Below are 13,689 nucleotides of genomic sequence, written 5' to 3'. Positions count from 1 at the left end.
AAAAGTGGCGAATTGTAGCCGAACTTTATTTAAGCTTAGATTAAAGCGATCGCGTCAATCTCGACAAGCGCATTTTTCGGTAGCGTTTTTACCGCAACCGTAGAACGTGCAGGCTTATGATTTCCGAATGCCGCACCGTAGAGTTCATTGACTGCGGCAAAATCATCCATGCTGTCCAAAAAGATGGTTGTTTTGACCACTTTATCCAACGAACTTCCCGCAGCTTCCAAAACGGCTTTAAGGTTCGATAAAACCTGCGCACATTGGGCTTTGACGTCCCCATCCACCATCTCACCCGAAGGTTTCAAAGCGATCTGTCCGGAAGTAAAAACCATTCCGCCCGCGATCATGGCTTGCGAATACGGCCCGATGGCCGCAGGAGCATTGGGAGTGTGAACTATTTGCATTATTTTCCTTTTGATATTTGTGATGAATGAATTATTTCTTGTATTTTCTCAAGGCATCGTTTAAAATCGATTGATAATCCTCGGTCGGCCAATATCCCGGCATCGAGTAGAGTACTTTGCCGTTCGGATCGAGAAAATAGCTCATCGGAACCATTTTAGCGGTCAGATTTTTCGGATAAACGCTTTTGTCCCGCGTCACATGTACGGCAGAAAATTTGCTATTGATCGTAGAGATGATCGTATCGTCTTCAAGCGTTGTCGCTTCAAGCTTGCGGCACCATCGGCACTGTTCGGTCGTGATGATCACCAGCATCGGCTTGGATTCTTTTTTCGCTTTGACTTGTGCTTCAGCAAAGCTGCTGTTCCAGTTGATCTCCGCCCCCATAAGCCACAACGGCATTGCAAGCCACAGTACCATCTTTTTCATGTTAACCCTTTTGCATTCTAAAAACGTAATTATAATCCAAATCGTTCGATTAGTCGTCCGAAAACACGATGCAGTTGCTCTACTTCATGAATCGATGTCCGCTCATTCGGAGCATGAATCGTATCATTGATGACACCGAATTCGATCACATCGATTCCGTATGCCGCGACAAAGCGGGCATCCGATGTTCCCCCCGCAGTCGAGTGCTTGGGTGTAATGCCGCACACTTCGGCGATTGATGCTGATAACGCTCTCACAATCGGAGTTTCGGCATCGGTCACAAACGGCATGGCCGACGGCTCCAGCCGAAGCGTATAATTTAATCCCTCAAGGTGCTGCGCCATGAACCCTTCGATCGCCGATACATCGGTTCGGGTCGAGTTACGGACGTTGAACATCATCTTCAGTTTGCCCGGAGAGACGTTTGTCGTCTCTATTCCTGCACGGATATCGGTAATCACGATCTGGCTTGGAGCGAAATATTCATCCCCTTCATCCAAAAATGCCCCGGCGATTTTCGGCAATACCGAAGCAATCTGATGTACTGGATTGACCGCTTTTTCAGGGTACGCGGCATGCCCTTGCTTGCCGACGAGCTCAATTACCCCATTGATCGAACCGCGGCGTCCCACTTTAATTGCATCCCCGAACGACGTTTCGCAAGTGGGTTCTGCAACGACCACAGCATCGGGCAGCATACCGCGTTCTTTAAGGTATTTAAGGACTTCAACGGTGCCGTGTTTGGCCGGCCCCTCTTCATCGGACGTCAGGAGCACGGAAAGCGTTCCCTTAAAATGTTCGGCATCTTTGAGCGCCTGAACGAATGCCGCTACGCCGCTTTTCATGTCCTGTGCGCCTCGGGCATAAATATATCCCTCTTTTTCCGTTGCGACAAACGGATCGCTCTCCCACCCTTCTCCCGCAGGAACGACATCGACATGCCCTGCAAAACACAGATGGGGACCCTCCCCGAAGCGGCGGTAGGCAAACACGTTTTTCACCTCCGCATAATCGATGCGAATAAACGTAAAACCGTCCAGATACCCTTCCAGAAAATCAAAAATTTTTCCGTCATCCGGCGTGACACTGTGCGATTCAAGCAGCTTTTTAAAAAGTTCGATAACGTTCAAGCGTATTCCTCTATAACTGCGTCTCGTATTCCAGACGCAAACCTTGCGGCGTCATTATAAGCCCTCTTGGTTTGATTTTGCCTTCAGCGATCTGGGTACGATGCTTTTCACAAAGCGGTATCAGATGATGGTGCTCTTTGGCCGAAGGCATCGCCGCTTTGTTGCGGATTAGAGAACCGCAAATGACACATTCGCAGGCACTGATCTCGCGATAGCGTTTGATATATTCCTTTTGGTGTCCCAGTTCCAGAACATCGTATTCTTTGGCCAGATTTTCCCGCAGGCGCTTGGCATTATCCAAAAATCGCTGATTCATATGAAGCGATTCGGCGAATTCTAGCCCGTATACGCTGCTCCCGCGCCCCGGTTTGAGAATACGGTCATACACCAACTTATCGCTTTTCTCGTCATAATGGACGCTTAAATGGAGGCTGACGACTTCGCGTAAACGACTTAATTCGTGAATCATCGACAACTGATGCAAATGAGTCGTCATAAGAAATAAAGCCCCTTTCCGCGCCAGTTCTATAATGGTCGAAGCGACAATAGCTACCGCGGAAAGAGTCTCTGTACCATGGCTGATCTCATCCCCGATAACAAGCGAACGGGACGTGGCACGGCTGAAGATCGTGTTGAGTTCCAACATTTCCACTCCAAAGGTCGAGAGCGACTTAGCAACGTTGTCACGGGACATAATACGGGTATAAACCCCGTCAAAAAGGGAAAACTTCATCGATTTGGCGGGAACAAAAAAGCCGGCTTGCGCGAGTACGGCGGCGATACCGATGCTTTTCATTAAGGATGATTTTCCGCTCGAATTGATGCCGTACAGCAATAACCCGCTGATGTCGGCACCGTCATGGACGCGGGAATCCAGCATGACCGTAGTCGGATACGGCAGATCGAGATAATCGCGCTGACCCATAACGATGTCATTGGGAACATACGCAATCCCCTGTGCTTCGACCAGCAAATGGCGCAATCCCATCGCCTGCAAAAAATGCTCTTTGGCTCCTTCGACGATCATCGGGCGGGTAAGCGCGTATTTTTCAGCTACCAACGCGGATGTCACGGCAACGTCAATCCTAGCGATCCACTCTATCAGCTCGCGCACATGGGGAATCTGTTCATCGATCCACTGGCGGTGAGCACAACGCGACGCTACCTCTTGCGGCCATCCGTTCAGTAAAGTCTCCGGCGGAAGCAGGGATGCGACTTTATGCTTTGCAAGATAGTCGCGTATCTGCGCCGCCTGAGTGACAGAGTCGGCAAGCTGCGCGATGCTTTCTGCCGATGCCTGATTATTCTGACAATGCCACCAGGCCAGTTCGATATCCCCTACGTTTTGCAGCTCGTTTTGAAGCCATCGCGCATGAGGATTCGCAGCCTGAATCCAATCGTAGCGGCGATTCAGCTCGGCGGCATCCTGAATCGGTAAGAAAAGACGAAAGCGCCCCAGCCGTTTTCCCATCGGCGTCGACATCATTAACATGATTTTAGCGATGCTGGGAAGCTTTGGATCGATCGAGGTCACTTCCAGCTGCTCGAGGGCATTATTGCCCGTTTCCATCAGTGTTTCGGTTTCCAAAATCGTCGGGAGGGCAAAAGGCGCTTTATCGCTTTCAAGAAGCCTTTGTGACAACATTGAGAGCGCTTGTGCGCACAGCGGCCTCTCCTCCAGACTCAGATGCTCGATGGGGCTTAATAACGACGTGATGGCAAATGCTTCTTGGAACAATCTGTTTTGATCGGCCGTATCAAAGCGGCACGTTTCGTACCGATACTCAAACATGGCAAAGTTACTCTCTATCTCATCAAAACAACGGCGTGAGGACGCTCCGATCATCACTTGTCGGCAACCGATCACAAAAAGCAAATGCAACGCACGGTCAATGGCTGCATACGGGTGGGCCGCTTCGAAAGGGATTTCGCACAGCCACCCCTTCATCCCGTAGGGTTCCATCATGGCAACGCCGATCGCGTATCCGTTGTTGCCGCTGTTATCAAGGTAAAGTGAGGCTTGAGGCTCTGTTATCATGTTGTCACCGCATACACTATATTGAATGCCATTATACCCTCACAATAAAGAATGATTGGTGTTTAACTTTAATTTTAGTAAGAATGGAGTTATAATCGCATACTTATACACTAATCTAAGTTTTAGGACAACCTTGAAGATGACACGCCCAACACCGGTGAATGAAGAAGTTTTATTTGACGGACGCAGTCTGATCTCCGAAACCGATACACAAGGGATCATTACGTACGTCAATCGCAAATTCACGGAAATGACCGGATATACGGCAGTCGAAGCTGTCGGGCAGCCACACAGTCTTTTGCGCCATCCGGACATGCCAAAAGCGGCATTTGAAGGAATGTGGAAAGTGATCCAAAGCGGAAAAATCTGGGAAGGGTACGTCAAAAATTTACGCAAAGACGGAAAATTTTACTGGGTAGTCGTCCATATTGTTCCCAAATTGGATGAAGAAGGCAGCGTCATCGGCTACATCGCATCACGCAAAATGCCGGATCGAAACCGCCTCAAGATCATCAAGGAGCAATACGAGGAGATGATGAAGGCGGAACTATAGCATTTCAAATTTTTGTTTCCAGCCACTCTTTCCGGCGGTAAACCCGCCAAAACCACCACCCTTTGATAAATGTTTCAACCGTCATTGCCACATAAACCCAGAAAATTCCCAGCCCCATTTTCATCACCGCATAAGCAGGAATGATACGGAATATCCACAAAGAAAGGATCGAAATCCGCATCGTCATTTTGGTCGCTCCCGCTCCCCGCAACGCACCGCTGAGAACGAACGTCAAAGCCAGAGGAACCTGAGAAATTCCGACCAGCCGGAGATAGATCGATGCGTATTCGATCGTTGCGGCATCATTCGTAAAATACCGCACCAGATATTCGGGAAATGCCACCAGAATGATGCCTACGCTTCCCATAAAAACAATCGCGATTTTGGAACTCAGCACTCCGGCCTGATACGCATGGTCCCATTGCCGTGCTCCGATGTATTGTCCGGCCAGCACCATCGCCGCAACCGAAAATCCGAATCCCGGCATGAAGGCCAACGCTTCAATCCGAAGAGCGATCTGATACCCGGCCAATGCCTGAGTGCCGTACGAAGCGATGATCACGACGAACAGCAAAAAGGAAGAAACTCCGAGCACTCTTTCGAATGCGGCCGGCAAGCCGACAGCGATCAATCGGCGTACATCGGCGAGCATGAGAATCGGATAGACACCGAGGACTCCCCCCTTTTTGAGCAAAAGCCATCCGTACACGACAACCGTGAACCCGTACGCACACACGGTCGCATACGCCGCCCCCTCTACCCCCATGGCGTCAAAGCCCCCGTGGCCGAAGATAAACAAATAATTCAATCCGGCGTTAAGAAATGCCGAAACGACCTTAATAGCTAAAGAGCTTTTGGTGTCGCCCGCGGCGGAAAGGGCATTGTACGCTAACGTATCCAGAAAAATAAGCCCCATACCAAGACAGAGAATCTGAAAATAATCGCTGCCGAGCCTTATGACTTCCGCATCGGAACCCATCCAACGAAAAAAATCATCCGAATAAATCCATCCTACCGTCCCGACGACGGCAGATGCAAGCAAAGCGATCCAACTGCCGATATAGACGACAGCCGATGCACGGTGACGCCGAGCGCTGCCGATGTAACGGGAAATCAAAGCGCTTGATCCGACGGCATACACGCTCATCACGGCCTGTATGACCATCATGAACTGCATTGAAAGCCCTACTGCCGCCAACGCTGCGGCCCCAAGCACTCCGATCATGATCATATCGATAAGTATCTGGATAATATCAAGAAGATGTTTGAGCGCAGCAGGTATCGCCAGCCGCAGAACGTTTTGCTTCATTAGAAAGACCGTTTAATCCTGCAGCTTTTGCGCAATCTCTTGCATCGCCTGAAAAAGCGCCTCTTTGGTAGCGTAACGCAGTTCAACCCGATTGACCGGAATTTCTCCTACCGGATCAAAATCGCATATCAGCACATACGCTTCGACGGTAACCACATCCGCTTTGAGCTCGGCCCATTCAAGAGAAACCGACGCGCTGTCTCCTCCGGCATGAATCATAACGGCGGGATAAAGACGAGTCACTTTGGACAAATCGATCCTCTTTCCGTCATCTTCAAACCATATCTCACCCTTCATTCGATCTCCTTCAATCTGAAATTACGCCGTATCCAACGGTAATACATGGATGCCAAAAGAAAAACGGCTCCTAAAATCAAGGCAATCGTTCCCAACCCGATCGCCTGCTGAGCCAAATGCCCGATCAGCAAAGAAGCAAATGCCCCTACTCCCAAAAAAATCATATCGTTGTAGGCGACAACACGACCGTAAAATTCGCTGCGGGTATGATGTTGAAGCAGAGTATAGGTATACGACCATAATGTGGTTGTTACGAATCCGACTAAAACGGATGCGGCCAGAGACGCATAAAAGTCTTCCATTACCGCCGCCCACAAGGCAATAGCGCCTGCTTCAGCCGCGAAGAGCCATCCCAGTCGTGCATTGTTAATCCAATGCCCAAGCACTACCGGCCCGATCACAAGTCCTAATGCCCGCGCGGCATTGAGCAATCCGATCCCCAGCGAAACGGCAACAATGTCGGCATAATAGTGTTTTGCCGCCAATGCCACCAATGCATCGAAAGCCGTAAAGCCGAGCACCGCATGCAATATCATCAGATGCAAAACGATCTTATTTTTACCGATGTAGACCATCGCTTCGCCCATCATGATCATAAAACGCGGAGGATGAGCCGCAATCGTCTTTTCAAGCTGCAGTCCCGATGCCAGTACCAAAACAATGACAAATAATCCCGCATCAAGCAAAAAAGCAGGCGTCACGCCGATCCAATACACAACCAAACCGCTCAGCGCCATCCCGAGGGTATAGGAAAGCGACCAGATAATGGAATGGATCTCATTGGCAGTCTGAAGCGATTTCCCTTCCAGTATACGCGGAAGCAGCGACATCTCCACCGTAAAATGAAAACTTGATGCTCCCATACGGATAAATACCAGAATATACAGCAGCCACAACATCGAGACCGAATCGATCGTTACCAGAGAAAGGGTACAGACGATTTCGATGATTGTCAGAATAATCATCAGCCGTTTCGGATTGATCCGATCAATGAGAACGCCGCTCAACGGAGCCTGAAAAACCCCCGGAAGAAAATGCAAGGCTGCCACCAAAGCGATCGTTGCCGCATCGGCTCCCATCTGAATCAGCAGAGTATAGATCGCAACATTGCTGAACCATGCCCCGAAATAGGCTATCAGCTGAATAAGAGAAAGACGACGAAGCAGCGGTTCGTCTCGTAAAAGGGCCCAGTATCGTTTCATAAACGCAAGGGTATCACATATTATTATAGACAAGCCCTAAAGTTTTTAGATCATTGGACGATTTAGAAAATATCAATAGTCCCACCTAATAAAGTAGGAGAGAAAAATGGAAATTTTGCAAACGACTGCTAAAATGCAGCAGAGTCAGATGCCTATGTCAAAGAGCAGCGGTGCAGAAATGCAAAGCGCTCAAATGCAGAAAGTTCAAACGAACGAAAACAAACCTTCTGAATCGGCCACTGGTCAAAAAGTTTCTCAAGCCGATTACCAAGAACAGATGGAAGACCTGGTTATGAAGCTTAACCGCTCGCTTAATCCGTTTAATACGTCATTGCGTTTCGGTTTTGACAATTCGTCGGATGAATTTTATGTTTCCGTCATTGACACAAAAGACAACAGTATGCTTCGTCGGTTTCCGGCAGAAGAAGCTGAATTGATTTTGCCGAAAATTCAGGAAATCAACGGTCTTCTTTTTGACCAAAGCGTATAATCGCCATTCAGAGTACTTTATCAACTTAAATAATTTAAAGGATTTTCGATGTACAACAACAATCTTGCCTACAACACCTATAGACAAAACGATATCGTCGTGGAATCACCCGCAAAATTGATTCAAATGATGTACGAAGGGATTTTGCGTTTCAACATGCAGGCAAAACGTTGTATTGAAACAGGCGATATCGAGAAACGAACGTACTGGATTAACCGTTCCAGCGCGGTTGTAACCGAATTGATCAATATTCTGGATTACTCGCACGGTGACGTTGCCCATTATTTGGCCGGACTGTACACCTATCAGCTTCAATTATTGATGGAAGCGGCGCTTCACCAAGACAGTACAAAGATTGACGAAGTGAATAATGTCATCAAAGGTTTACTCGAAGCATGGAAAGACAGCACCAATGTGGCTTAACGAGTTCAAAGCCGCACTTATTTTGGAACAAATTGACACCATTTCTTCCCTAATAGACGAAATACCGCACTTTGAAACCCTCGAAGAGATAGAGCAGGCTGCCTATCTTCTACAACAGGCATCTGAATTGGCAGAATCCACTAAACGTCAGACTACGCAAACGCTTCAGCACCTCAAGAGTACGATCGATTACCTGAAATCCTCCCAGACTCCCACAGACTCCTCATTAAATATCAAACTTTAACGCCATTCTCATTCTTTTTTTGCTAGAATCGCGGTATTCACTCCATTTCAGATGTATGAAGTCCGGGGATCAGTTAAGAAGGATACAGATTATGAAAAAAGAGGTTAAAAAAGTTGTTCTCGCCTATTCAGGCGGATTGGACACCAGTGTTATTTTGAAATGGCTTCAAGATGAATACAAATGTGAAGTTGTCACGTTTACCGCTGATATCGGTCAGGGCGAAGAAGTAGAACCTGCCCGTGCAAAAGCGCTCGGCCTTGGGATCAAGCCTGAGAACGTCTACATCGAAGACCTGCGTGAAGAATTTGTACGCGACTACGTTTTCCCTATGTTCCGCGCCAACGCGATTTACGAGGGAGAATATCTTTTGGGTACCTCTATCGCACGCCCGCTAATCGCGAAACGCCAGGCGGAAATTGCCCGTATCACCGGTGCCGATGCCGTCAGTCACGGTGCAACCGGCAAAGGTAACGATCAGGTCCGTTTCGAAATGGGCTATCTTGGACAAAACAGCTCGCTGACGATCATTGCTCCATGGCGCGAATGGGATCTCAATTCCCGCGAAAAACTCCTTGCCTATGCTGCCGAGCACGGCATCAAAATTGAAATGAGCGGCAAAAAATCCCCGTATTCGATGGATGCCAACCTTTTGCACATTTCATACGAAGGGGGGATTCTTGAAGACCCTGCTGCCGAACCTGAAGAAAGTATGTGGCGTTGGACGGTTTCACCGGAAAATGCACCTGATGAAGCAGAATACATCGAGATCGGATACGAAAAAGGTGACCCGGTAAGCTTGAACGGAAAAACCCTTTCTCCGGCCGTAATGCTTGAACAGCTGAACATCATCGCAGGCCGTCACGGTATCGGACGTGCCGATATCGTCGAAAACCGTTATGTAGGTATGAAAAGCCGCGGATGCTACGAAACGCCGGGCGGTACGATCATGATCCGAGCGCACCGTGCGATTGAGTCCATTACTTTGGATCGCGAAGCGGCTCACCTCAAAGATGAGTTGATGCCACGCTATGCCAAACTGATTTATAACGGTTTTTGGTTTTCACCGGAGCGCGAAATGCTCCAAGCCGCCATCGACAAAACCCAGGAAAACGTCCGCGGAACGGTACGCCTCAAACTCTACAAAGGCAACGTTATGGTAGTCGGACGCAGTTCTGATATTTCTCTTTTCAATGCCGATTACTGCACGTTTGAAGAAGATGCCGTCTACGATCAAAAAGATGCGGCCGGATTCATCAAGCTGAACGCATTGCGCTTTATCATTGCGGGCAAAGCGCGTAAAAACAAATAAGGAATACTCATGAGCGGAACGATTACTAAAATCGACCCTGAATCGGTCGAATTTAAAGAAGAACTCGACAAAACGATCAAATTCACCGATAAAGTATGCGCGCAATTCGGATTTGTTTACAATCCCGATCCTGAGATCAATCAGGGAATTCAGTTTGGGTTGACGCGGAATAAACTGATGCACGGGAAACGCTACTGCCCATGTTTTTTCATCACAGGGAATAAAGAAGAAGACCGTATCTGCCCGTGCAAACCGGCACTCGAACATGAAATTCCGACCGACGGCGTTTGCCATTGCCAGATTTTCTGTACCCCGGCATATGCGGCATCGCAGCTCAAAAATGAAGAGATAGAAGCCGTCGTGCATCAACATTCACGCGGCTTGAGCACGGAAGAGTGCCAAATGTTGCTGAACAAAAGCGACATCGACAGCGACGAGCTTACTGCACTGATCGAAGCACGAGAACTGGGAATGGTCAACTTTAAAATCGTTGACGTCCGTGAATGGATGGAATGGAAAATGGGACGCATCGCAGGTGCGGATGTTTTGGTTCCTACCAGTAGTTTCTTCCAGACCCTCAATGAAGCGAATATCGGCAAAGACGAGCACGTTATCGTCTATTGTCATGTCGGAAGCCGAAGCGCGCACTGTCAACGCATTCTAACCGATATGGGATACACCAAAGTATCCAACCTGGCCCACGGTATCGTCTCTTACGGCGGCGAAATCGTCCGCGGTTAACCAAGGGAGCATTATGAAAGTCCTACTCACCAAAGACGTCAAAGGAGTCGGTAAGGCCGGCGAGATCAAAGACGTCGCCGACGGCTACGGCAAAAACTTCCTGATCGGCAAAGGGCTTGCCCTCGCCGCCACCAATGAAGTATTGAAAAAATATGAAGCCGATCAGCGCAAAAAAGCGGCCAATGAAGCGGCTGAAATCGAACGGTTAAACGGCATTAAAACCCAACTTGCCGATATTACCGTTGTTATTGCCAAAAAACTCGGCGATACGGGCCATCTTTTCGGCGCCGTTACCAAAGACGAAATTGCCCAGGCCTTGCTGGAGCAGCACGGCATTGAAATCGACAAGAAAGAACTCGATGCCAAGCACGGGATCAAAACGACCGGTTTGCACGATTTAGATCTCAAGCTCGGTCACGGTATCCACGCGATTCTTCGCGTCGAAATCAAAGGGGCATAACCTATGTTTGACGCCACCACCATACTCGCGTATAAAGGTCGGAATAAAGCCGTTATCGGCGGCGACGGTCAGGTGACGTTCGGAACTACGGTTCTCAAAAACAATGCAACCAAAATCCGCACTCTCCACAACGGAGAGATTCTGGCCGGATTTGCAGGCTCCACGGCAGATGCTTTTAACCTTTTTGATATGTTCGAAGAACATCTCTCCCATCGTAAAGGCGAACTTATCAAAGCGGTTATCGATTTTTCCAAAGCGTGGCGCAAAGACAAAATTCTGCGCCGTCTCGAAGCGATGATGATCGTCCTCAATAATGAGCATATTTTCATCCTTACCGGAAACGGTGATGTCGTCGAACCCGAAGACGGAGAGCTTGCCGCCATCGGAAGCGGCGGCAGCTATGCCATTGCCGCGGCACGGGCTTTAAAACATCATTCCAGCCTTGACGAAGAGGCACTGGTAAAAGAAAGCCTCTCCATCGCAGCCGATTTGTGCATCTACACCAACCACAATATCAAAACTCTTTCCCTCGGATGAATGACATGGATATGACCCCTCAAGAGATCGTCGATTACCTCGATCAACATATTGTCGGGCAGACCAATGCCAAAAAAACGATTGCGCTGGCCCTACGCACCCGTTATCGCCGCTTGCAGCTTGATCCGTCGATTCAAGACGAGATCATGCCGAAAAACATCCTGATGATCGGTTCTACCGGGGTAGGTAAAACCGAAATCTCCCGCCGTCTGGCAAAACTGATGCAGCTGCCGTTTATCAAAGTCGAAGCGAGCAAATATACCGAAGTGGGATTTGTCGGCCGGGATGTCGAATCGATGGTGAGAGACCTCGTGATGACGTCTCTTTCCATGGTCAAAGCCGAACACAACGAAAACAACAAAGACGCCATCGATCAATACATTCTGGACAACATCCTTAAAAAGCTCCTCCCAGAACCGTCCCATTTTGCATCCGATGCGAAAAAAGAGGAATACAACCTCTCCAAAGAGCGCATGAAAGAACGCATCATCCTCGGTGAAATGGACGAACGGACGATCGAAATCGATATCTCCAAAGGAAATATCGAATTTAACGATACGAACATGCCCCCGGAGATCGCACGGGTTCAGGAATCGTTTTCCAAAATGTTCTCCGTAATGGGAAAAGAAGAGACCAAAAAAGAGACGAGCGTCAAAGAGGCTAAAGAAATATTGCGTCAAGAGGCTTCCGAACAGCTTCTCAATCAAGATCAGATCAAGCGCGAAGCGCTACGAAGAGCGGAAGAAGGGGGAATCATTTTTCTGGATGAAATCGACAAGATTGCCGTCAGTTCCCGCAGTGACGGACGTAACGACCCGAGCAAAGAGGGAGTCCAACGCGATCTTCTTCCCATCGTGGAAGGGAGCATCGTCTCGACAAAGTTCGGCTCGATCAAAACCGACCATATCCTTTTCATTGCCGCAGGCGCCTTCCACTTGACCAAACCCAGCGATTTGATCCCTGAACTGCAAGGACGTTTTCCTCTGCGGGTCGAACTCGAACCGCTCGACGAGCAAGCGCTTTACCAGATTCTGACCAAACCGAAGAACTCATTATTGGAGCAGTACAAAGCACTGCTTTCAACCGAACAAGTTACTCTCAAGTTTGAAGACAACGCTGTACGGGCTATGGCACGCTATTCTCAAAAAGCAAACGAAAAAACCGAAGACATCGGGGCCAGACGGCTCCATACCGTTGTTGAAAAAGTCCTCGAAGAGATCAGTTTCAATGCCCTTAAGTACAAAAACACTACCGTGACCGTGACCGAAGACACGGTCAACACGATTCTATCGCCTGTCGTCGAAGATGAAGATCTCGCACGTTACATTCTCTAAAGGATTTTCATGAGTAAAGCCGGATTTGTCGCACTGGTAGGACGCCCCAATGCGGGCAAAAGCACGATGATGAACTGGTTGCTTGGAGAAAAGATCGCCCTAGTAAGCCAAAAAGCCAACGCTACCCGCAAACGTTCGAATGCCATCGTCATGCACAACGACGATCAAATCATTTTTGTCGATACCCCCGGGCTGCACAAAGCCGAAAAACTTCTCAACCAGTATATGCTCGAAGAAGCGCTTAAAGCGATCGGTGATTGTGATCTTGTCGTCTATCTCGCCCCGGCTTCAGACAAGACCGTCCATTACGAAAATTTTTTGGAATTGAATGACCAAAAACGTAAACACATTATCGTCCTCAGTAAAATCGATCAGGTCTCGCAAGGAGATCTCCTCAAAAAAATCGGCGAATACAACCGTTTCAGCGACCGTTTCGAAGCCCTTATCCCGGTTTCGGTTACCAAAAATGTGGGAAAAAACGACCTTCTCAATGCTATAGCCAAACAGCTTGACGAATCACCCTACCTCTACGATCCCGATAACCTCACAACCGAAATGATGCGCGATATTTACAAAGAGTTCATTCGCGAAGCCATTTTCGACAATATTAGCGATGAAATCCCCTACGAATCGGATGTCATAGTCGATAAAATTGACGAAGACGGTCCGGTAGAACATATACGTGCCACGATTATCGTTGAAAAAGAGACCCAAAAGGGGATCATTATCGGCAAAGCCGGAAGCGCCATCAAACGAATCGGCCGGAATGCCCGAGAAAAGATCGAACG

The 13,689-nt window shown here is 48.5% G+C and carries 17 protein-coding genes; 10 read left to right on the top strand and 7 right to left on the bottom strand.

Features of this window, described 5'->3' with window-relative positions; genetic code table 11:
- Positions 1-35: 35 nt before the first annotated feature.
- Genes JU82_RS04410 through JU82_RS11730 form a run of 4 tightly spaced genes read right to left on the bottom strand, consistent with a single transcriptional unit; the run spans position 36 to position 4,002 of the window.
- Positions 36-407, bottom strand: coding sequence for a RidA family protein (locus JU82_RS04410; protein ID WP_037946991.1), 372 nt, complete (start codon positions 405-407; stop codon positions 36-38).
- A 31-nt stretch (positions 408-438) separates the two neighbouring features.
- Positions 439-834, bottom strand: a complete 396-nt coding sequence (locus JU82_RS04405) for a DUF255 domain-containing protein (protein WP_037946988.1) — start codon at positions 832-834, stop codon at positions 439-441.
- Between the two features lie 29 nt (positions 835-863).
- Positions 864-1,964 carry a succinyl-diaminopimelate desuccinylase gene (gene dapE / locus JU82_RS04400; RefSeq protein ID WP_037946986.1) on the bottom strand — a complete coding sequence of 367 codons (1,101 nt, stop codon included), beginning with the start codon at positions 1,962-1,964 and terminating at the stop codon, positions 864-866.
- 10 nt (positions 1,965-1,974) lie between these two features.
- A complete protein-coding gene (locus JU82_RS11730) occupies positions 1,975-4,002 on the bottom strand; it encodes a hypothetical protein (protein ID WP_294892126.1) in 2,028 nt (675 codons plus the stop codon).
- Between the two features lie 139 nt (positions 4,003-4,141).
- Between JU82_RS11730 and JU82_RS04390 the strand changes: the two genes are divergently transcribed.
- Entirely contained in the window at positions 4,142-4,555 is a 414-nt protein-coding gene (locus tag JU82_RS04390) for a PAS sensor domain-containing protein (RefSeq protein WP_037946984.1), read from the top strand.
- A gap of 4 nt (positions 4,556-4,559) precedes the next feature.
- Here JU82_RS04390 and JU82_RS04385 read toward each other — a convergent pair whose 3' ends face one another.
- From JU82_RS04385 to JU82_RS04375, 3 genes are read right to left on the bottom strand one after another with little or no spacing between them, the layout of a single operon-like run.
- The gene (locus JU82_RS04385) at positions 4,560-5,864 is read right to left on the bottom strand and encodes an MATE family efflux transporter (RefSeq protein WP_294892125.1); all 1,305 of its coding nucleotides are present in this window, start codon (positions 5,862-5,864) and stop codon (positions 4,560-4,562) included.
- Positions 5,865-5,876: 12 nt separating this feature from the next.
- Entirely contained in the window at positions 5,877-6,161 is a 285-nt protein-coding gene (locus tag JU82_RS04380; protein ID WP_294892124.1) for a hypothetical protein, read from the bottom strand.
- Positions 6,158-7,363: an MFS transporter gene (locus tag JU82_RS04375; protein WP_037946982.1), complete on the bottom strand. Its 1,206-nt coding sequence runs from the start codon at positions 7,361-7,363 to the stop codon at positions 6,158-6,160. Before JU82_RS04375 ends, JU82_RS04380 begins: the two co-directional genes overlap by 4 nt.
- Positions 7,364-7,469: 106 nt before the next feature.
- On the opposite strand from JU82_RS04375, the gene JU82_RS04370 reads away from it, so the two are divergent.
- From JU82_RS04370 to era, 9 genes are all read left to right on the top strand, one after another.
- Complete coding sequence (locus JU82_RS04370; protein WP_037946980.1) at positions 7,470-7,853, top strand: flagellar protein FlaG; 384 nt, start codon at positions 7,470-7,472, stop codon at positions 7,851-7,853.
- 48 nt (positions 7,854-7,901) lie between these two features.
- A complete protein-coding gene (gene fliS / locus JU82_RS04365) occupies positions 7,902-8,276 on the top strand; it encodes a flagellar export chaperone FliS (RefSeq protein WP_037946978.1) in 375 nt (124 codons plus the stop codon).
- On the top strand, positions 8,266-8,520 hold the full coding sequence (locus JU82_RS04360; RefSeq protein WP_037946976.1) for a hypothetical protein: 255 nt from the start codon (positions 8,266-8,268) through the stop codon (positions 8,518-8,520). Before fliS ends, JU82_RS04360 begins: the two co-directional genes overlap by 11 nt.
- Before the next feature lie 91 nt (positions 8,521-8,611).
- Entirely contained in the window at positions 8,612-9,829 is a 1,218-nt protein-coding gene (locus tag JU82_RS04355; protein ID WP_037946966.1) for an argininosuccinate synthase, read from the top strand.
- A 9-nt stretch (positions 9,830-9,838) separates the two neighbouring features.
- Positions 9,839-10,570 carry a ferredoxin-thioredoxin reductase catalytic domain-containing protein gene (locus JU82_RS04350; RefSeq protein ID WP_037946959.1) on the top strand — a complete coding sequence of 244 codons (732 nt, stop codon included), beginning with the start codon at positions 9,839-9,841 and terminating at the stop codon, positions 10,568-10,570.
- A 13-nt stretch (positions 10,571-10,583) separates the two neighbouring features.
- Positions 10,584-11,030, top strand: coding sequence for a 50S ribosomal protein L9 (gene rplI / locus JU82_RS04345; RefSeq protein WP_037946957.1), 447 nt, complete (start codon positions 10,584-10,586; stop codon positions 11,028-11,030).
- 3 nt (positions 11,031-11,033) lie between these two features.
- On the top strand, positions 11,034-11,567 hold the full coding sequence (gene hslV / locus JU82_RS04340) for an ATP-dependent protease subunit HslV (protein ID WP_037946956.1): 534 nt from the start codon (positions 11,034-11,036) through the stop codon (positions 11,565-11,567).
- Positions 11,568-11,572: 5 nt separating this feature from the next.
- Positions 11,573-12,901: an HslU--HslV peptidase ATPase subunit gene (gene hslU / locus JU82_RS04335; RefSeq protein WP_294892123.1), complete on the top strand. Its 1,329-nt coding sequence runs from the start codon at positions 11,573-11,575 to the stop codon at positions 12,899-12,901.
- A 9-nt stretch (positions 12,902-12,910) separates the two neighbouring features.
- Positions 12,911-13,689: GTPase Era (gene era / locus JU82_RS04330; protein WP_037946954.1), on the top strand; the 779-nt coding region annotated here is incomplete at its 3' end.

This window comes from Sulfuricurvum sp. MLSB, from assembly GCF_000747095.1.
In the GTDB taxonomy this organism is placed as follows: Bacteria; Campylobacterota; Campylobacteria; order Campylobacterales; family Sulfurimonadaceae; genus Sulfuricurvum.
This window is presented reverse-complemented; position numbering and strand designations above follow the sequence as displayed.